11 protein-coding genes are annotated in these 17,261 nt (G+C 44.7%); 7 read left to right on the top strand and 4 right to left on the bottom strand.

The genetic code is table 11. The annotated features are described in order from the left end of the window. The first annotated feature begins 94 nt into the window (after positions 1–94). The gene (locus KXJ80_RS12295; RefSeq protein ID WP_256931106.1) at positions 95–1,585 is read left to right on the top strand and encodes a L,D-transpeptidase family protein; all 1,491 of its coding nucleotides are present in this window, start codon (positions 95–97) and stop codon (positions 1,583–1,585) included. Between the two features lie 123 nt (positions 1,586–1,708). Continuing rightward, positions 1,709–2,257 carry a peptidoglycan L,D-endopeptidase MepK gene (gene mepK / locus KXJ80_RS12300; protein ID WP_047540686.1) on the top strand — a complete coding sequence of 183 codons (549 nt, stop codon included), beginning with the start codon at positions 1,709–1,711 and terminating at the stop codon, positions 2,255–2,257. Here the strand turns inward: mepK and KXJ80_RS12305 are convergent. Continuing rightward, positions 2,208–2,651 carry a hypothetical protein gene (locus KXJ80_RS12305; RefSeq protein ID WP_037417982.1) on the bottom strand — a complete coding sequence of 148 codons (444 nt, stop codon included), beginning with the start codon at positions 2,649–2,651 and terminating at the stop codon, positions 2,208–2,210. The genes mepK and KXJ80_RS12305 overlap by 50 nt on opposite strands. 312 nt (positions 2,652–2,963) lie before the next feature. Between KXJ80_RS12305 and rplY the strand changes: the two genes are divergently transcribed. Further along, positions 2,964–3,251 (top strand): 50S ribosomal protein L25, encoded by a 288-nt coding sequence (gene rplY / locus KXJ80_RS12310; RefSeq protein WP_037417983.1) that lies wholly within the window; start codon positions 2,964–2,966, stop codon positions 3,249–3,251. Between the two features lie 195 nt (positions 3,252–3,446). Here the strand turns inward: rplY and tamB are convergent, their stop codons facing one another. Continuing rightward, the gene (tamB, locus tag KXJ80_RS12315) at positions 3,447–7,631 is read right to left on the bottom strand and encodes an autotransporter assembly complex protein TamB (RefSeq protein WP_218738557.1); all 4,185 of its coding nucleotides are present in this window, start codon (positions 7,629–7,631) and stop codon (positions 3,447–3,449) included. Next, a complete protein-coding gene (locus KXJ80_RS12320; protein WP_218738556.1) occupies positions 7,628–9,484 on the bottom strand; it encodes an autotransporter assembly complex protein TamA in 1,857 nt (618 codons plus the stop codon). The genes tamB and KXJ80_RS12320 overlap by 4 nt, the downstream gene beginning before the upstream one ends. A gap of 120 nt (positions 9,485–9,604) precedes the next feature. On the opposite strand from KXJ80_RS12320, the gene KXJ80_RS12325 reads away from it, so the two are divergent. Next, positions 9,605–10,636, top strand: a complete 1,032-nt coding sequence (locus tag KXJ80_RS12325; protein ID WP_037429111.1) for an isoaspartyl peptidase/L-asparaginase family protein — start codon at positions 9,605–9,607, stop codon at positions 10,634–10,636. Between the two features lie 335 nt (positions 10,637–10,971). Here the strand turns inward: KXJ80_RS12325 and KXJ80_RS12330 are convergent, their stop codons facing one another. Further along, positions 10,972–13,683, bottom strand: a complete 2,712-nt coding sequence (locus KXJ80_RS12330; protein WP_218738555.1) for a bifunctional acetate--CoA ligase family protein/GNAT family N-acetyltransferase — start codon at positions 13,681–13,683, stop codon at positions 10,972–10,974. A 431-nt stretch (positions 13,684–14,114) separates the two neighbouring features. Here KXJ80_RS12330 and KXJ80_RS12335 point away from each other — a divergent pair, with 431 nt between their 5' ends. Genes KXJ80_RS12335 through KXJ80_RS12345 form a run of 3 tightly spaced genes read left to right on the top strand, consistent with a single transcriptional unit; the run spans position 14,115 to position 17,261 of the window. Next, positions 14,115–15,257 (top strand): methyl-accepting chemotaxis protein, encoded by a 1,143-nt coding sequence (locus KXJ80_RS12335; protein WP_218738554.1) that lies wholly within the window; start codon positions 14,115–14,117, stop codon positions 15,255–15,257. 14 nt (positions 15,258–15,271) lie between these two features. After that, on the top strand, positions 15,272–15,556 hold the full coding sequence (locus KXJ80_RS12340; protein ID WP_099458170.1) for an STAS domain-containing protein: 285 nt from the start codon (positions 15,272–15,274) through the stop codon (positions 15,554–15,556). 7 nt (positions 15,557–15,563) lie between these two features. After that, positions 15,564–17,261, top strand: a complete 1,698-nt coding sequence (locus KXJ80_RS12345; protein ID WP_218738553.1) for a SpoIIE family protein phosphatase — start codon at positions 15,564–15,566, stop codon at positions 17,259–17,261.

Genomic DNA, 17,261 nt, shown 5'->3' on the forward strand with positions numbered 1-17,261 from the left:
CAGTTTGAGATTAGGCATTTGATTTTTTGCTGTACTGATTGCATTTATCCATCTCTTAACCTACCTAAGTTACTGTTGTCAAAGGGAGATGTCTATGGTGTCTGTGACTCGTTTTGCGTGGTGTTATCGCTTGGGGTGTTGCACATTTCAATGGTATTTAAAAGCGCTGTTGATGGTGTTTACATTCGTTTCGAGTGCACCACAAGCCGCTGAGTCGACCGAACTAACACATGGTTCTACAGAGCTAGACATTTCTATTACACAACTACTCGATCAGACATTGTTGCTTGATCTTGCCGATGTCAGTCCGGTATTTCGAGCTAATTATCAAAAACTCAGCCAATGGCAACATCGGCCCTTGAGTACTGATGAACAAGCCGAACTGCTTAAGATGCACCAACAACTGGAACGCTATTGGTATTACCTCGATCAGCAAGCGGAATGTGTTGAACCTTGTATCAGTAAGGTATTTACTCAACAGGACACTCATTACCGAGCCGTGCTCTTTACGCTTAAACAGCTCATGAGGTTAGAGAACATGACTTCATGGGATACGTTAACACAGGAAGAAAAACTAAATCTCGGGCAGCAAAGTCCTTTGATTTTGCCAATTGCAAAGCGACTTTTTGTATTAGGCTTTCTGCCAAATGAACTCACTATCGAATCTGCTGAAGAGGTGAGTAATGGGATGATTTATCGCGATGAACTAGTGATAGCCATTAAGAAATTCCAGCAGCAACACGGCTTACAGGCTGATGGCGTGATAGGGAAACAAACCCTTTTCTGGCTTAACCAATCGCCCCATACTCGGGCTAAGTTACTGGCGAAAAATATGCTGAGACAGTGGATATTGACACCACAGTTACCAGCACGCTACCTACTGGTTAATATTCCAGCATTTGAGCTCCAGTTAGTTGAAGAAGGGAAGGTGACTTTACAGTCTAAAGTGATTGTCGGTAAAGCATCGCGGCCAACGCCTTTATTAAAAAGTCAAATTTCCAGTGTTGTGATGAACCCTGAATGGCGAGTGCCACGCACGATTATTCAACGTGATATCCTGCCGCATATTCGCCATGATGGGCATTATCTTACTGAACGAGAATTTGATGCTTACGATTATGATGGTAAGCGCGCCGAGCATTCTGCAGAACAATGGCAAGCACTCGCTTCATCGCATTTTCCTTATCAGTTGGTGCAACGACCAGGACCCAAAAATGCCTTAGGCCGCTATAAATTTCATTTCGACAATAGTTTTAGTGTGTATTTGCATGGAACTTCTGAGCCAAGTCTCTTTAAAAAGGCTAACAGAGCTTTATCATCGGGCTGTATTCGGGTCGAGAAGGTTGAAGAATTAGCACGCTGGTTTAAGACCCATTTAGTCAATGATCAGCGCCTTTGGGATAAATTAAGTTCAGATATCACCCAATCCCAATGGTTTTCCTTGTCTGATAAGTTGCCCATATTTATTGTCTATTGGACGGTATGGCTTGATGACGCTGGGGAAGTGCAATATCGGAATGACATTTACCAGCAGGAGAGTGAGCTGAGTTATGTGGTTTCGGCAACGATTTTTAACATGCTCTAATTGATTGAACTTTTGAAGGATTTTTTAATCTGATTGTTTGCATGTCGATCAAGACTTGATCTGGATGGCAATTCACGATAATTTGCGTTCTCAGTGTCCAAAAAACGAACAGAAGGTGATGATGTGACCTTACTTTGTCCTGCCCGTAGGCAGTTGTTGTTAGGCCTCAGTGGTGTGGCATTGTGTTCCTTAATTCCTTCCAAAGCGATAGCGAGCCGTTCAACCAAAGGTGTGCGTGAGCTTAGCCTGTATAATCGCCATACGGGTGAATATAACAATGGTAGCTATTGGGTCGATGGCCATTATCAGAGTGAAGTGTTGGCCGATTTTAGCCACTTGCTGCGAGATCACCGTCAAAATGTAACAGCACCGATGGATAAACGCTTATTTGATCTGCTTTATACGCTTAAGACGACGTTAAATACTGATAATGAAATCCATGTGATTTCTGGTTACCGCTCACCAAAAACCAATGCGATGTTGGCAGGTAAAAGTGGTGGTGTAGCTAAAAAAAGTTACCATATGCAAGGCATGGCAATGGATATTGCGATCCCTGGGGTCAAATTAAAGACAATCAGAGATGCGGCTTTATCACTTAAGCTAGGAGGCGTAGGCTATTATCCTAAGTCTGGTTTTGTGCACGTTGACTGCGGTCCTGTGCGGCATTGGTAGTTTGTATCTTTTGCTCAGTGTTTAATGAGAGCTGCTGATAAAATTGCAGCTCTAGTGTTTGGATGTCCTGTAAGTAATACTCGAGTAGCGGCAAAAAAACTTGTCCCAGTTTATTCATCTCACGGTGTTGCTGCCAATCACTAACTTGCTTATTCAGACTTTGTGAAAACTTAAATTGTCTTAGTCTTTGGCTCTCAACTGCCGGTGATTCACAGATCTGCATTAGCATGAGTAAACTGCGGTTTTTTTGTTGTGTGCAGGCGAGTAGTTCCAGCAATTTTAACTCTATCGTGGTCTGCTGATAGGGGACAGTTTTAATGAGTGAGACCAGTTCACGGGCTAATTGGCAGGAGAGTCGATTTTCTTGTTGCAATAAATACAGCTCGTGACACATGTTTTACAAGGCTGAAGTGGCAAAATTTGCTCGAGCTTAACAGGCATCGAATGGCTTAAGTGTGATCAAGATCGCGTGTTTTTCGATTCAGATCAAAGGTGTTTCGCCTATGTAACAGCGCTAGAACAAGTTTCCCAATTCAATAAATACTCTTGTTAATTGATAACGATATCCCATTATTACCCCATTGCATTCAGAGTCTGGCTGTTCTTGTACCTGCTGAGTAACTGTGTTAGTATGCGCGCGCTTTATATGAGTCACCATTGGTCGAGAATGGTGATATTTTTTACTCTAAATTTAAGTGAGAAACACATGTCTTACACTATCCCAGCACAAACCCGCACTGAAATAGGGAAAGGTTCGAGCCGCCGCCTACGTCATGCAGGTAAAGTTCCTGCCGTTATTTATGGCGCAGGCAAAGAGCCAGTTTCTATTGTTTTTGATCACAAAGATATCATCAACATTCAAGCTAACGCTGACTTCTATACTTCTGTAGTGACTATCGTATTAGATGGCAAAGAAGTAGGCGTTCGTGCACAAGCTATGCAACGCCACGCGTTCAAGCCAATCATTGAACACGTTGACTTCGTTTACGCTTAATTGCGTAATTGAAGCAAAAAGCGCCTATATGGCGCTTTTTTTGTGGCTGCTTTTCACTCATCAAACTCTGATGCTTGTAAGTTAAGTGACTTTAACCATCAAACAATTGCAGGTGTTTAATCATTTTGCCTGTGCACAGCGTCAGGCTCATTATCGGCATGTAGCTCACTATTGTGTCTGCGTGCTAGCCAAGCACTACTTGATATTGAAATTGTAATAGATATCGAGGGATTGCCCTAAGGTACCGGATACGGTTTCAAGATAGAGTTGGGATAACAGGTAATATCTGACAGTCATCTCATATCCAGGATTGAATACGCCAACACCATATTTGACCATAAGGTTATCACCGATAAAACCACTGATGGCAACACGGCCCTCATCATTAGTATCGAGTTGCACGTTAGAGAAACCAAATTCTTCGATAATGCCCGCTGCTGTATTTCCAATATTATTAATAGCGCCACCGCCACCAACCTGAGCACTGAGTCCCAGCGCAGCTCCCATCATCAAGGAGTTGTTCTGCTCATTATTGGTACTGTTGAACCCGCTGCCTTTAATAATATAAGACAGAATTTCGGCTTGTTCCTTGGCCGGATTAGAGAAAAGGGTGACCACCGGCCGAGTGGGAGTACCAGTGACGCGCACTCCCGCGACCAGATCTTCGCTCTTAATTTCCCGAATTGCTTCAATATTTAAATTAGGGACAGAAGGTGGGCCTACAAATTGCACTTCACCCGTACGGATTTTCAGCGTTTGCCCCATAAACTTATAGTTGCCTTGTTTGACCTTAATATCTCCAAATAACAGGGGGGGGCGAAACGCCTGTTGCTGAAGTTTTAAGGTTCCCTGTAGCTTACCTTTGAGGCCCATACCATCGATTTTAAGATCGTTGCCAACGTTAATATTCAGGTCGGCCACAATGGCATAGGGGCTGGCTTTAGGTTGCGCGGCGGCAATAGAGTCATTGAAAACGACATCCTCTGACAAGGCTACACCACCCTCAGCTAGTTGCACTATCTTAATATTACCCGAGGGAACATCGACTACCCCTTTGACTTCAAGTTGTTGGCTGCTAAAGGCAATCGTGAGATCGGGCGATACATCTAAGAGTGCGAGTGGTGGTTGGATCACCGCTAGTTTATCGCCTTTGACGGCAAGTTCTCCGCTAAACAGCCCTTGAGGCCAACGCATTTGTCCCGTAATTCGGCCTAAACCATTGCCCATCATCCAGCGACCTTTAAGGGATGCCTGCTGACCGCCAAGATCCATCGACAGATCAATTTTATTGATAAGGGTAGGGTTCGCTGTCAGTGCAAGAGCTCCTTGAGTGAGCGAAACATTACCCGATACTTCGGGGGCATCTAGGGTTCCAGCAAAGTTTAATTTGCCAGTCAGTAAGCCTTCTAGGGTATTGAGCTGTGGGAAAAATTCGCCAAGAGGTTGAAGGTTAATTTGTTTGATATTGGCATAACCCGACAACGCGCGGTCAGGCGTCACGTTAACAGTGAGTTCACTTTGCCAGCTTGCCACGTCCTGTGACTCAAAATTGATAGACGACATTAGTCGTTTGGCATCTAAGTTAGCTTTTAAAGCAAGTTGCTGATATTTAATGGTGACTTCGCGATTTTTGGCGCGTTTGAGTTTGATGCTACCGGGATCGAAGTTAAAATCGATATTCGCCGTGGGTTTTTGCCCTGCGGTCCAAGCAAAGTTTGCCAATAGCGAAGAGCGACCATCCCAATCCATATTGCTTGGTAATACTGGGGCTAAAAGTTTACCAAGATTACCAGCATAACTTAGTTGCACCTCGCCTTTTTTACCTAGCGAGATTTGATTATCTAAACAAATCTTACTGTTAGGGTTGACTAGACAGAAGGGGCTGACATTGCCTTTGGTTGTATTTTGATCCCATGCAACAAGGATATCTTTATCTATTTCCCAGCGACCAACAGGAGTTGCCAAGTTAATTTTATTCACTTGAGCTTGTAGTCGAGATTTTTTCATATCGTATTGACTGGTCACGCCAAGCTCGAGCCCCAAATCCCCAGTGGCACTTAGGGTCAGTTTTTGGTTTTGAATATCGCCTTTACTGCCAAAGGTGACGGTATCTAGATTCTGTGAACCGAGTTGTAGCGCCTTAGACTTGAGCGATAGGGCAAATTCGTGTGCATCCAAAGGCTTATAGTAGGCTTTGAGCGTGGATTCCCTCAGCTTAATATTTTGGTGCACCAGATCGACCAGTTGCGCGGTTAACTCAAGCTGTGGATGTTTTTCATCCCCAGTGACATTGATATCGGCCTGCAATTGGCCGCTGGCTTGGGGCAGCCATAAACCAAAATCGGGGACTTGCAGCTTACCCTCAATGTTCCAGGTTTTGTTGGTTTCTCCCGCTAAAGTTAAGGTGGAACCCAGTACCTTGGCATTGACCCCTTTGGCGCTGATATACAGTTTATCGTTGATACTGACATCGGCGGTGATATCAAATGGATATCCCTGCAAGGAGCCCGACAGTTGAGTGTCCGTTAGAGCAACTTGCCACTGTTTATCTAACAAACGTCCCGTGGTCTGTAATTGTCCAGAGATTAAACTGTTTGGCAGGCTGCTGCTTGCAGTTGCAGGCATCGCCTTATCGGTATTTGTGCTCGGTGTTTTCGTGTCCTTATTTGGCGTTGATTCTGGCGTCTTTGCCGTTTCTGGCAGGGTGATTTCCTGTAATTTCAGGTTATCGAGCAATACCTTGGCTTTCCAATTGATCGCCGTAGCGTAATCTAGTTCACCGGTCACATCGATCGAACCTAGCTCGCCCTTAGCATTAAACTGCTTAATATCGAGTTTCGCATCTTGATGATGGAGTTCACCGCTAATGGCTAACATTTTATGGAAAGGTGTGGTGACATTTCCTTTGAGCGTCGCGGCTTGTTGAGTAAGGGAGCCTTGGCTGTCGAGGTTAAGATCGCTGACGAGATACTCGGCATGTTGCAGTGGCCACTGTGCGCGGGCTTTCTCCAGTTTGACCTTGTAGGGAAGCGTGGGATCTTTCAGGGTCAATTGCCCATTGAGACTAAAATCGACATCTCCTTTTGCAAGGGCTTGAATACCGAGTTGTCCGACACTTTGGCTAAGCGTGAGGCTTAATTGCTGATGTGTCAGCTCCGGCAACTCGGCAACCTGAGTCACATTGGCCTTAACCTCAAGCGCGAGGGGATAGTCCTGTTCGAGGGCGAGTTGGCCCACCACAGAAAGATCTCCATAACTGTGGCCAAGTTTCAGTTTATCAAGGGTTAACTGATACTTGGCAAATTGCCCCTGAAGCTCAATATGGCTAAACAGATCTTCGCGTGGCCCAATCTGCAAACGGCTGTTGTCTAAGCTAAGTTGTTTTACATCCACCGGAAAAGGCATAAACACCTGCGGTAAATGGGCAAGTGCCCATTCCTCTGTCGATGTTTGCTTATCGGCGTTTTTATCAATTTGCTTTTCAGCCTGAGTATTCGCTGGCGTTTGCGCCGTAGCTCCCTTATTAGCAATGGGCTTATCCGCTGAAGCTTTAGCACTTGCTATCGCCGCTGCAGTTGCAGCTGTCTCGGCTGCCTTGGTGTCAGTGACTTGTGTGCCTGTGATTTGAGTATCTGTGACTTGAATACTTGCGCCTTGAGGATCTGTGGCCTGTGTGTCTAGAACAGGGCTGTCTTCGGTAGGAATTAACACAGCCAAGCCTTCACTGCTAAGCTGCTCGACTGTCAGTCCTTCGGCAAACCAAGTAGCGGCGGTCTGAATATGATTGGCCGAAAAGCGCATCTTATCGACCGCAATATTGATGTTGTTCAGTTCAGCGCTGTCGAGCTTTATCCCAAAGGGCAGAACCAGTTCACTCGGCTCATCATTTTCGGGGGTAACGTCGGCTTCAGTGGAACCTGAGCTTAAGGCCTCGGTATCGATATTGACATCGATTTGGCTCGCCGTTAAAGCATTCACACACAGTTGTTTTTGTAGCAAACAAGTGGGTTGCCACGCCAAATGTAAATTCTTGAGCTCAACGTTAATCCCTTCCATTGACCAACTGGCGTGGGCTAAGGTGAGATCCTTATTTAAGGAGCCAGAGGTGTAGGTGAGCGCCAGATCGGGCACAAATTTATCGGCTAAGCCGACACTGACCCGTGAGCCAATTTCAGTCCCCAGCAGTAATGCCATCATCACCAAGAAAGTTAAGGGGACGTAAACAATAATGCGCGTACAGAGTTTAAATATTTGCCATAGGCGCAGCTTTAGGGTTTTAGGCGGAACACAAGTTGGGTTTTGTTCCACAGTTTGTGGCTCATGCGTTTGATTTTCATGTTGAGCGGATGTATTGGGCTCATGAATTGGGGGCTGACTCATAATTCTGTCCCCATGGTTAAGTGAATACGCCATGAGCGGTCGATAGTGTCTGTCTCTTTCAAACCTACCCCTAAATCCAACTTAATTGGGCCAATGGGGGATATCCAATGGATACCACCGCCTACGGCGATAACGGGCTCAAACTGATTGTTATCAAAAGCGTTACCCGCATCGACAAAGGTTGCAACTCGCCATGTTGGTGTAACGTAATATTGATATTCCAAACTACCAACCATTAAGTAACGACCACCGATAACCTCCCGATTGACCTTGCCATCGGCATCGATATAGTCCAGATAAGGGCCTAACTCTTGGTAGCCATAGCCGCGAATGGTTTGGTCACCACCTGCAAAGTAACGCAGTGATGGTGGGATCAAGGCTAACTCATTTTCATTGGCAAGGTTAGCGGCGAGATCCATACGCGCCACGATTCTGTGGTTATCAAAAAAGGTGTCAATCCACTTAAATTTTGCCTGCAAGCGGGCAAGGCGTGTTTCTGAGCCTAGATAAGGATCGGCATAATCTAGGCTGTATATTTGCCTAAAACCGGATTTGGGATCGAGGGTGTTATCGCCACGGGTAGTTTTAGAAAAGTTAATCCCCGCTAGGTAAAAACTCGGGCTGTAGTCGATATCTGACTGAGTATATTCTTCACGAATGGCATCGAGGGAATAGCTCATGAGCCATTGATTTTCCAGCCGTTGCTGTCTTAGTAGACCGAGTAAATACTTGGTCGCTTCTAGCTGCCCTGTGTTGCGAAAATCACGATTTTCAGGCTCGTAAACTTGTGTAACCCCATATTTATCCCGCAGTAAGCCTAAACGGATCTTCAGTTGGTCGTCCAAAGGATGAGTCAGTGGAATGGTATAAGTGGTCAAAAATTTGGGCCTATCAGGCGACCACTCCAAACTGGTTTCTTGGGAATGGCCGTATTTATTGATCTGTGGGGTTCGCCAAGTAACACGCACCCTAGGATCGAAGGTCTTATCTGCGCTTTGGCCGATATCACCACCTAAGCCTAATTCGATGGAATGGCTGGCTTTATCGGTCAACTCTACCTTGACGGGCAGTTGATTATCTTTTGCCTGATCGAGCTGTGGGATCACTTTAATATTGGAAAAATAACCCGTATCCAGCAATTGACGGTTAAGGGCGCTGACTCTGCGAGTCGAATAGGCCGCATCTTCCTTAAAGGGGATAAGTTTGGTGAGAATATCCGGCTCTAAGGTGTGACCTTCAAAACTGACTTGGCCAAAATGGTAACGTGCGCCAGAGTTAAAATGCAGGCTGATTTGGGCTGTGTTTAAATCGCGGTTGATGTTAATCTGTGATTCTGTAAATTCGCCATCGAAATAGCCTCGCGCGAGGGCGAGCGTCACCAGTTGAGATTTGACATCCGAATATATGCCGTGGTTGAGCGTATCACCGGGCTTAATATTCACCTCAGCAAGCCATTTGTCGAAGGCTCGGTCGTCAAGCATTTCGCCTGAAAAATTAATATCGACCCATTGAATTTTAACCGGTTCACCTGCATTGATCGTAAGCTTGAGTTCCCAAGGACCTTTCTCTTTCTCGACTAAATGTTCCTCCAACTCTCCATGGTAATACCCCATAGACTCGAGGGCGGTGGTAACATTGTCTTCCACATTAAATAAGAAGGCTCGACGCTGCACTTCGGAGTCAGGCATTACACCTAAGTGGGCGAGAATATTACGTTTCAGGGCTTCGTCGACCCCATTGACTGAAAGCGTTAAAAAGTTATCAGCGGCCATAGTCGCTGATGCCACTAAACTTAGACTCAGTAGCAAATGAAGACGAAAAGATAATGAGGTAATTTGCAAGAATCGCTGCACTTTATAGTCCCTGTGATGTGACTTCATTGTCGCCAGAATAGCGTTAACAGGCAAGGAGATGATTGAAATTAGTCATTGAAATGGTTACAAAGGACGTTACTGTTTAAGGGGATGTAAATAATGAAAATAAAATTAGCCACCTTTAGTTTAATTCTCTCGAGTGCACTTTTTATGTCACAAAATACCCAAGCAAATGAAAAACCTTTTGCCATTGCGATCCACGGTGGCGCAGGCACGATTTCTAAAGCTAATCTCACGCCTGAACTGCGACAAGCCTATAAAGATAAACTAAAAGAAGCCGTTGATAAGGGCTCAAAAATATTAGAACAGGGCGGCGATAGCATACTTGCCGTACAAACAGCCATCAATGTATTGGAAAACAGCCCATTGTTTAACGCCGGCGTCGGTTCGGTTTACACCTATGATGGTGGTCATGAGTTAGATGCCTCTATCATGGATGGTAAAACCATGAATGCTGGTGCTGTGGCAGGTGTACGCCATATTGCTAATCCTATCGATTTAGCTATAGCGGTGATGAATAAGTCCGAGCATGTGATGCTCTCGGGCGCTGGCGCTGAGGAGTTTGCCTTGACTCAAGGTTTTACGCTGGTACCTAACAGCCATTTTGATAGCGATGCCCGTTATCAGCAATTACTCGATGCCAGACAAAAATTGCAGGCGGCTGAAAAGTCCGAGCAAATTGCAGGTATTGAGATGAAAGATCTCGATTATAAATTTGGCACCGTTGGCGCAGTCGCTTTAGACAAAAACGGTAACTTAGCGGCGGGGACATCCACCGGCGGCATGACGGCTAAGCGCTTTGGCCGGATCGGGGATTCGCCAGTGATTGGTGCGGGCACTTATGCGGAAAACGGTGTTTGTGCTGTATCTGCAACGGGTCACGGTGAGTTTTTTATTCGCTACCAAGTGGCGGGCGATATCTGCGCTAAGGTGAAATACCAGCAAAAATCCATTATTCAAGCGGCGGATGAAGTGATTAATCAACGTCTTATCACGGCGGGCGGTTCTGGTGGGGTGATTGCGGTTGATCATCGAGGCAATGTTGCTACCCCCTTTAATACCGAGGGGATGTACCGTGCAACCCGCACCAATGGTGAACCCGCACAGGTAATGATTTGGCAGGACCAATAATGTGAGTCACCTGCGATCATCACAAATAATAAGTGCCGCATAAGCGGCACTTATTATTTGTAAGACATTAGGGCGTGTTGACGTTTCAAGATTAAATGTTGCTCGTCCCGGCTGCACGTGCTCGCGAAACGAGGAATGCTGTGTCGTTATTCTACTCAAATGACGAGCGGCTCTTATGGCAGGAAGTAAGTCGAACCCTTGGGGCAGCATTTTGCGGGCGTTTCTGCCGCATTATCGTCCGTTTATGTAGAATAACTACACGGACTTTGCCTTGCATAAACGCCCGCCAAATTGCTGCAAAAATAACCCTAAAACGTCAACATACCCTAGGTATATCATGTATTGACAGGGCTGTTACTTTTGAGGTCCATATGCATTTTGATTAGATGTTCTTCCATATCGAAGGTCACCTTAAAGCCTAGGCTTTTAGCAAGACTTGCCATATTGCGGTTTTCAAACATGGTAAAGCCTGTAAGCACAGGGGTGTCATTGGCTTGATAGTATTTAATCAATTTTTCAAGCAGCAGTTTACCTAGCCCAATGCCTTGGTGATCCCCCCGTACCGCCATAGCAAATTCTGCCTCGGTATTATCGGGGTCGATGGAGGCCCTTACCGCGCCTAAGGTAATGTCATCACCGTCCGGCCCTTTGGCCGTAGCGATAAAGGCCATTTCGCGGGCATAATCGATTTGAGTCAATACCGCCATTTCCTCGTGGGTCATTTTCGAGCGTACGCCAAAATAGCGTTTATATCTGTCCTCATCGGAGAGGGAGTTATCAAAGGCCAAATGTTTAGGCTCATCCTCGGGAAGAATGGGGCGAAGCATCACTCTGAGGCCATTTTTTAGCTCGGCAAATTCTTCTAACTCTTTGGGATAGGGCATGATGGCAAGTCGAGAGGGATTATCCGTATTGGCATCGTGTAGACGGATATTCACATCGAGCAGGGTAATGTTTTCCCCCGCCGCCAGTACAGGGTTGAGATCCAGCGCCGCAATCTCTGGACAGTCGATAATTATGTGGGATATTTGCGTCAGCATCACGCATAGGGCGTTCATATCCAGCCCCAGCGGTAAATGCCTATCCTTTAACTTATGGGTTTTTAGGGCTTGGATGACCATATAACGGGCCAGCGCCATATTGAGTGGAGGCAAAGCAACCGCCGCATCCTGAGTCGGATCCCATTCTGAGCCGCCTTCACCTAAACAGATGGCTGGGCCAAAGACGGGATCGCTTATCACGGCGACACGGATTTCCTGCGCGCCCGCAGTCAGTGCCATCTTTTGTACTATCATGCCTTCGATAATGGCGTCCGGATTGGCCTGATGCACCCGCTGGGTAATGGCATTCGCGGCATGGCGAATGTCTTCCTCAGAGGTGAGATTAAGCATCACCCCGTGAACATCGGATTTATGCAAAATATTGGGTGATTGCACCTTGAGCGCAAGGGGGTAACCCGCCTCATTGGCAATAGCGACGGCCTCATCAGCATCTTTGACAAACCAAGTGTCGATAGTATTGAGGCCATAGGCGCGCAAAATCGGGCTGGCTTCATGGGTTTCGAGTACCGCTTTACCCTTGGCCTGCGCCGCTTGCAGCAATTTTCGCGCTGTTTGGCTATCGGTCGGAATATTGTCGGGGATCGACTGCGGCACTTCCTGTAGCAGTTTTTGGTTGCGACGATATTCCACCATATGCATAAATGCGCCTACTGCACCTTCTGGGGTGCGATAGGTGGAGATGCCGCCCTTGGTAAAGCGTTTGCGGGCTTGATAGGCCGAGTCTTCACCGCTCCAGTTGGTGAGGATATTTAAACGGTTTTTCTTCGGATGTGCGTGGATAACTTTAATTAAGGCATCGGCAATCTCGACACTTTCACCAAGGGCTGAGGGCGAATGCAATACTAAAATGGCATCTAATTCCTCACTATCCATTAGGATGGAGAGCGCATTGGCATAGCGGCTAGCATTCGCATCACCGATAATATCCACCGGATTTTGTTTCGACCACGTCGAGGGCAGTACTGCGTCAAGCTTAGCAAGCGTTTCTGGGGATAATTCTGCTAATTTCCCGCCGCGGAGGATCAGTTCATCGACGGCTAATACCGCGGGCCCGCCGCCATTACTGATAATACCTAATCGCTCTCCCTGCAGTGGATTGGAGTGGGCAAGGCTTTCAACCGCCGCAAAAAGTTCTATTAAATCATTTACCCTCAGCATCCCCGCGCGCCTAAAGGCGGCTTCATACACAGCATCATTACCACCGATACCGCCCGTATGTTGTTTCGCGGCACGTACGCCTTCGGTGCTGCGGCCCGATTTAATCACTAAAATCGGTTTATTACGCGATGCTGCTCGGGCAGCAGAGAGAAAATGGCGCTTCTCATTAACTGAATCGATATACAGCATAATGGCACTGGTGCGGCTATCGCGGCCGAGATAATCGAGCAACTCATCGAAGTTAATATCAGTGGCATCGCCAAGGGAAATAAAAGACGAAAAGCCAATCCCTTTGTTATTTGCCCAATCGAGCACTGTGGTGCATATTGCCGCTGATTGGGATACAAACGCAATTTTGCCGGGTAAGGCACCCGCATGGGCAAGGCTAGCATTGAGTCCTAAGGGCGGTAAAAGCATCCCTAAACTATTAGGACCAAGGATTCGCATGCCATAACGTTTGGCATGTTGCATGGCTAGGTCGAGTAAGCTTACACCATCATCGTTGACCTCCTGCGCCATCCCAGAAGCCATAATAATTGCCACTTTACAGCCAAATTGCGCGAGAGTTTCGACAATCGCGGGTACACGGCTAGCACGAGTACAAATCACCGCGAGGTCGGGTTTTATCGGTAAGGCTTCAATGTTGGGATAGGCAAGCACGCCCATAACCGCGCGATATTTGGGCGTAACGGGCATGATGGGCCCAGAAAACCCGCTGGATAGCAGGTTTTTCATCAGCACATTTCCAGCACGTTTCTCGCTATTAGAGGCGCCAATGATGGCAACGGATGTGGGTTTAAATAAGGAATGTAGTGTACGTTGACTCATAAATGATCCCATCCCAGACGAAGACGCTGCCAGTGTAACCTACGCACGTGGGGCTGCACAGTTTTGATTCAGGTATTGCGTGGTAAGTTTATTAGTAAATCATTAAGTTAAATGCGGTAAACATCATATTTTTATCTTTAATGAAACATTTTTAGTAACAGCGAGATCTCTGACTACAGAAGCGAAACCCTGTGGGCTTTGCGGAGATTTTGGTGACCAAATGCTACAAGGCAGCAGATGGCAAACGTCTACTCCTTGCCTCTCGTCATCTGAGTCGACGTGTTACGAGAGAATAAGCTTGCCAGAGCGAAGATAATCTAATCAAGAAATGTCAACACGCCCTCAACAAAGTAAAATTTTTCCGTATTTGTTTGAAAACCCCTGAATCTCAAACTACTTTTTACACACGGATAAATTATTGTGAAGTGTTTATGAGATACATGGATGGCATCATCGCAGTCTTTGCAATAGCAATAGGTTACTTGGTGGGGTCTATTACCCTTTGGCTCCTCAGTCCGGTGTTGGCGGTTGCCGTGATGCTATGTTGGCAATTTTACCGTCAGCAGCAATCTTCGGTGATGTCTAGCACCTCTCAAGTAAAACAACGGGATGGCGTCGCTCTTGGTTGGCAAACGCACCAACGCTTATACCAAGAGGCGATTGCGACTGTTAGTGAATGTGAAAATAATATCCATAATGTCCTGCGGGTTCAGGAAGATGCGGTTAATTTACTCGGAGATTCTTTTGATGGCTTAGGCCGGCTGATGACTGAGCAAACGGGATTTATCTCTGATCTAGTAAAAAGTACTGATGATGCTGAGATATTTCACTCCGAGCAGATGAAACAATTTGCGAATAATACGTCGCAAACGTTAGAACGCTTCATTCAATCCACCATCGAAATGTCTGCCTCAACAATGGAATTGCTTGAGAAAGTTAACCTTATTTACGAATCCATGCCGCAGGCGATGAAGGCCTTACAGGATATCGATCAAATATCTTCTCAAACAAACTTACTCGCTTTAAATGCCGCGATTGAGGCGGCGCGTGCGGGGGAAGCGGGCAGAGGCTTTGCGGTCGTGGCGGATGAAGTGCGTGCATTGTCTAACCGCAGTTCTGGATTTAGTGACAGTATTCAAAAACAACTGAGATCTATTCAGAATCAGATTGAACAACTCACCCAGCATGTAAGTAAAGTTGCCGCACAGGATATGAGTTATATTATTGATGCAAAAAAAGATATTGATACAGCACTCAAACAAATTATCGTAAAGGCGGAAAAGGATTCTAAGGTCATTGCGCGCATTGATTCATCGGCGCATGAACTTGAAACGGCAATTTCAGATACGATAAGGGGATTACAATTTAGTGATATAACCTCTCAAAGTTTGTCACACACCAATCAAGCGTTACATCATTTAAAAGAATCGCTCAAACAAGTCACAGCTATGTCTTATGAGGAGTTTGGAATTACCGGTGAAGACGTGACTGAAAAAATGAGTCGGCACAGAAATGAAAAACATAATCCCGTATCAAGGAATGAAATAACGAGTGGCGAAATCGAACTCTTTTAAATGGATATTATATTATGTCAAACATTCAGACCATTATCTTGCCAGAGCGATTTGACTTTTATTACCACAAAAATTTTACACGAGACTATCAACAAATCTTAACTCTTAAGGACGTTAATCATATTATTTTGGATTTTAGCCGAGTGTTATATCTTGATAGTTCAGCGTTAGGCATGATGGTACTGCTATATCGAAAAGCTCAAGAAAAGGGCATGTCGACATCAGTAAAAGGAGCTCATGGTCAAGCTGAGGAGATATTAACCGTCGCCAACATGCAGAAAATTTATATCATCGAGTAATCTAGCTATGTCAGAACACTCAGTAATTAATCACTTTGTATTAGTTGTCGATAATGATGCTGTTGTGAGTCAGTCTATCAGTGATTTTATTCATGGCAAAGGTTATAACGTGATTATCTGTGATAATCTTGAGGATGCTTTTTTTGAAATAGCTATCAATAGAATTGATTTGATTTTAGTGAATTTTTTTCAGTCCGATGGCACAGCGTTAACATTACTAGAAAATCTTCGTCAATTGAATAAGGAAACTCCAGTTGTCGTTGTAACTGATAAGAAAGAACCTCAGGCATTTTTAGATTGCTTTAAAATGGGGGTGTTGGATTTTGTTGTTAAACCTATTAATGTGGAATTGTTTTGGTATAAAGCTGAAATTTTATTAACACGTATCAGATTGCAAGAAAAAGTTAAGCAGCAAAGTGTTGAACTCGAAAAAATGCTCTATGAAAAAGCAAGAGAAGAGCAACTGGCTCGTCATATTTTTGAGCATTTAGTGAATGTTGATAATAGCCAATTTGACTTTATAAAGTCATTTTCTCAAGCAAGTGCGAATTTTAGTGGCGATATTTTGTTAAATAGTGTCTCACCTAACGGTAATTTATTCATTATGCTAGCTGATTCAACAGGTCACGGTCTTAGTGCTGCCATGCCTATCATGCGAGTGGCAAGTACATTTAAGGCTATGGTTTCTAAGTGCTTTTCACTAGTAACCTTAATCTATGAGCTTAATGAAAAATTATTTTACGAAAATCCAGATGATAGATTTGTTGCCTGCATTCTTCTTGAAGCCGATTTATTTCGTAATAAACTTTATGTTTGGAATGGTGGTATGCCGCCTGTTTTTCTTCACCTCAGACATAATAATCAATCTCAAGATAATAATTCGTGGCTAAATAAAGTGTTTAAGTCAACGAATATGGCGCTTGGAATTTTACCGCCAAATACATTTATTGCAGATATTGCTGAGATTGATTTGCCGCACGAAGGATATGCATGTCTATATAGCGATGGATTAATTGAACAGCCATTATTTGATAACTGTCAGTTTGGTATGGAGCGACTTAATGCTCTGTTTCATGAAAAGTTAGATTCCTTGCCTTACTTTTTTAAAGAAAATTTTGATAATAATTCTCTTGACAATCATATTATTGATGATATTAGTGTTTGCACTCTTGATTTTCAGCGTCTTCATGACTGGTATCGTTCTCAAGATGTTAGGTATTTATTATCAAATAAGAATGGAGAGTTTGATTGGGATATCAAGATATCAGGACCTATGCTACTAAGTGCGGATTACTTGGGTATGCTCAACCAGTTTTTATCAGCATTTGGTTTTGCGACATATTTTTGTCAAAGAGTATTTACGGTAGTGGCCGAGTTATTTAGTAATGCTATCGACCATGGTGTACTAAAATTAGACTCTAGACTAAAAAATGATCCTGAAGGCTTTGAATTGTACCATAGTATAAGAGATGGTTGCGTAGATAGGCTTACTTCAAATGATTGGGTAAAAGTGAGCATAACTTGGAATGACAGGTATGAACTGTTGATCACTGTATCTGATAGTGGCAAAGGATTTACTGGTTTTGATAAATCGATTTCAAATTATCCTGAACTTTCTGGACGAGGCTTATCACTGGTGAAAAAATTATGTAAACACTATGAATTAATTTCTCCCGGTAATATCACTAAAGTGGTTATGGAATAG

This window comes from Shewanella xiamenensis, assembly GCF_024971755.1.
In the GTDB taxonomy this organism is placed as follows: Bacteria; Pseudomonadota; Gammaproteobacteria; order Enterobacterales; family Shewanellaceae; genus Shewanella; species Shewanella xiamenensis.

Bases quoted from the DNA above. Each gene is read 5' to 3' on its own strand.
- KXJ80_RS12295 (WP_256931106.1), top strand. From the start codon at position 95: ATGGTGTCTGTGACTCGTTTTGCGTGGTGTTATCGCTTGGGGTGTTGC.
- KXJ80_RS12305 (WP_037417982.1), bottom strand. From the start codon at position 2,651: ATGTGTCACGAGCTGTATTTATTGCAACAAGAAAATCGACTCTCCTGC.
- rplY (WP_037417983.1), top strand. From the start codon at position 2,964: ATGTCTTACACTATCCCAGCACAAACCCGCACTGAAATAGGGAAAGGT.
- tamB (WP_218738557.1), bottom strand. From the start codon at position 7,631: ATGAGTCAGCCCCCAATTCATGAGCCCAATACATCCGCTCAACATGAA.
- KXJ80_RS12325 (WP_037429111.1), top strand. From the start codon at position 9,605: ATGAAAATAAAATTAGCCACCTTTAGTTTAATTCTCTCGAGTGCACTT.
- KXJ80_RS12330 (WP_218738555.1), bottom strand. From the start codon at position 13,683: ATGAGTCAACGTACACTACATTCCTTATTTAAACCCACATCCGTTGCC.
- KXJ80_RS12335 (WP_218738554.1), top strand. From the start codon at position 14,115: ATGAGATACATGGATGGCATCATCGCAGTCTTTGCAATAGCAATAGGT.
- KXJ80_RS12340 (WP_099458170.1), top strand. From the start codon at position 15,272: ATGTCAAACATTCAGACCATTATCTTGCCAGAGCGATTTGACTTTTAT.
- KXJ80_RS12345 (WP_218738553.1), top strand. From the start codon at position 15,564: ATGTCAGAACACTCAGTAATTAATCACTTTGTATTAGTTGTCGATAAT.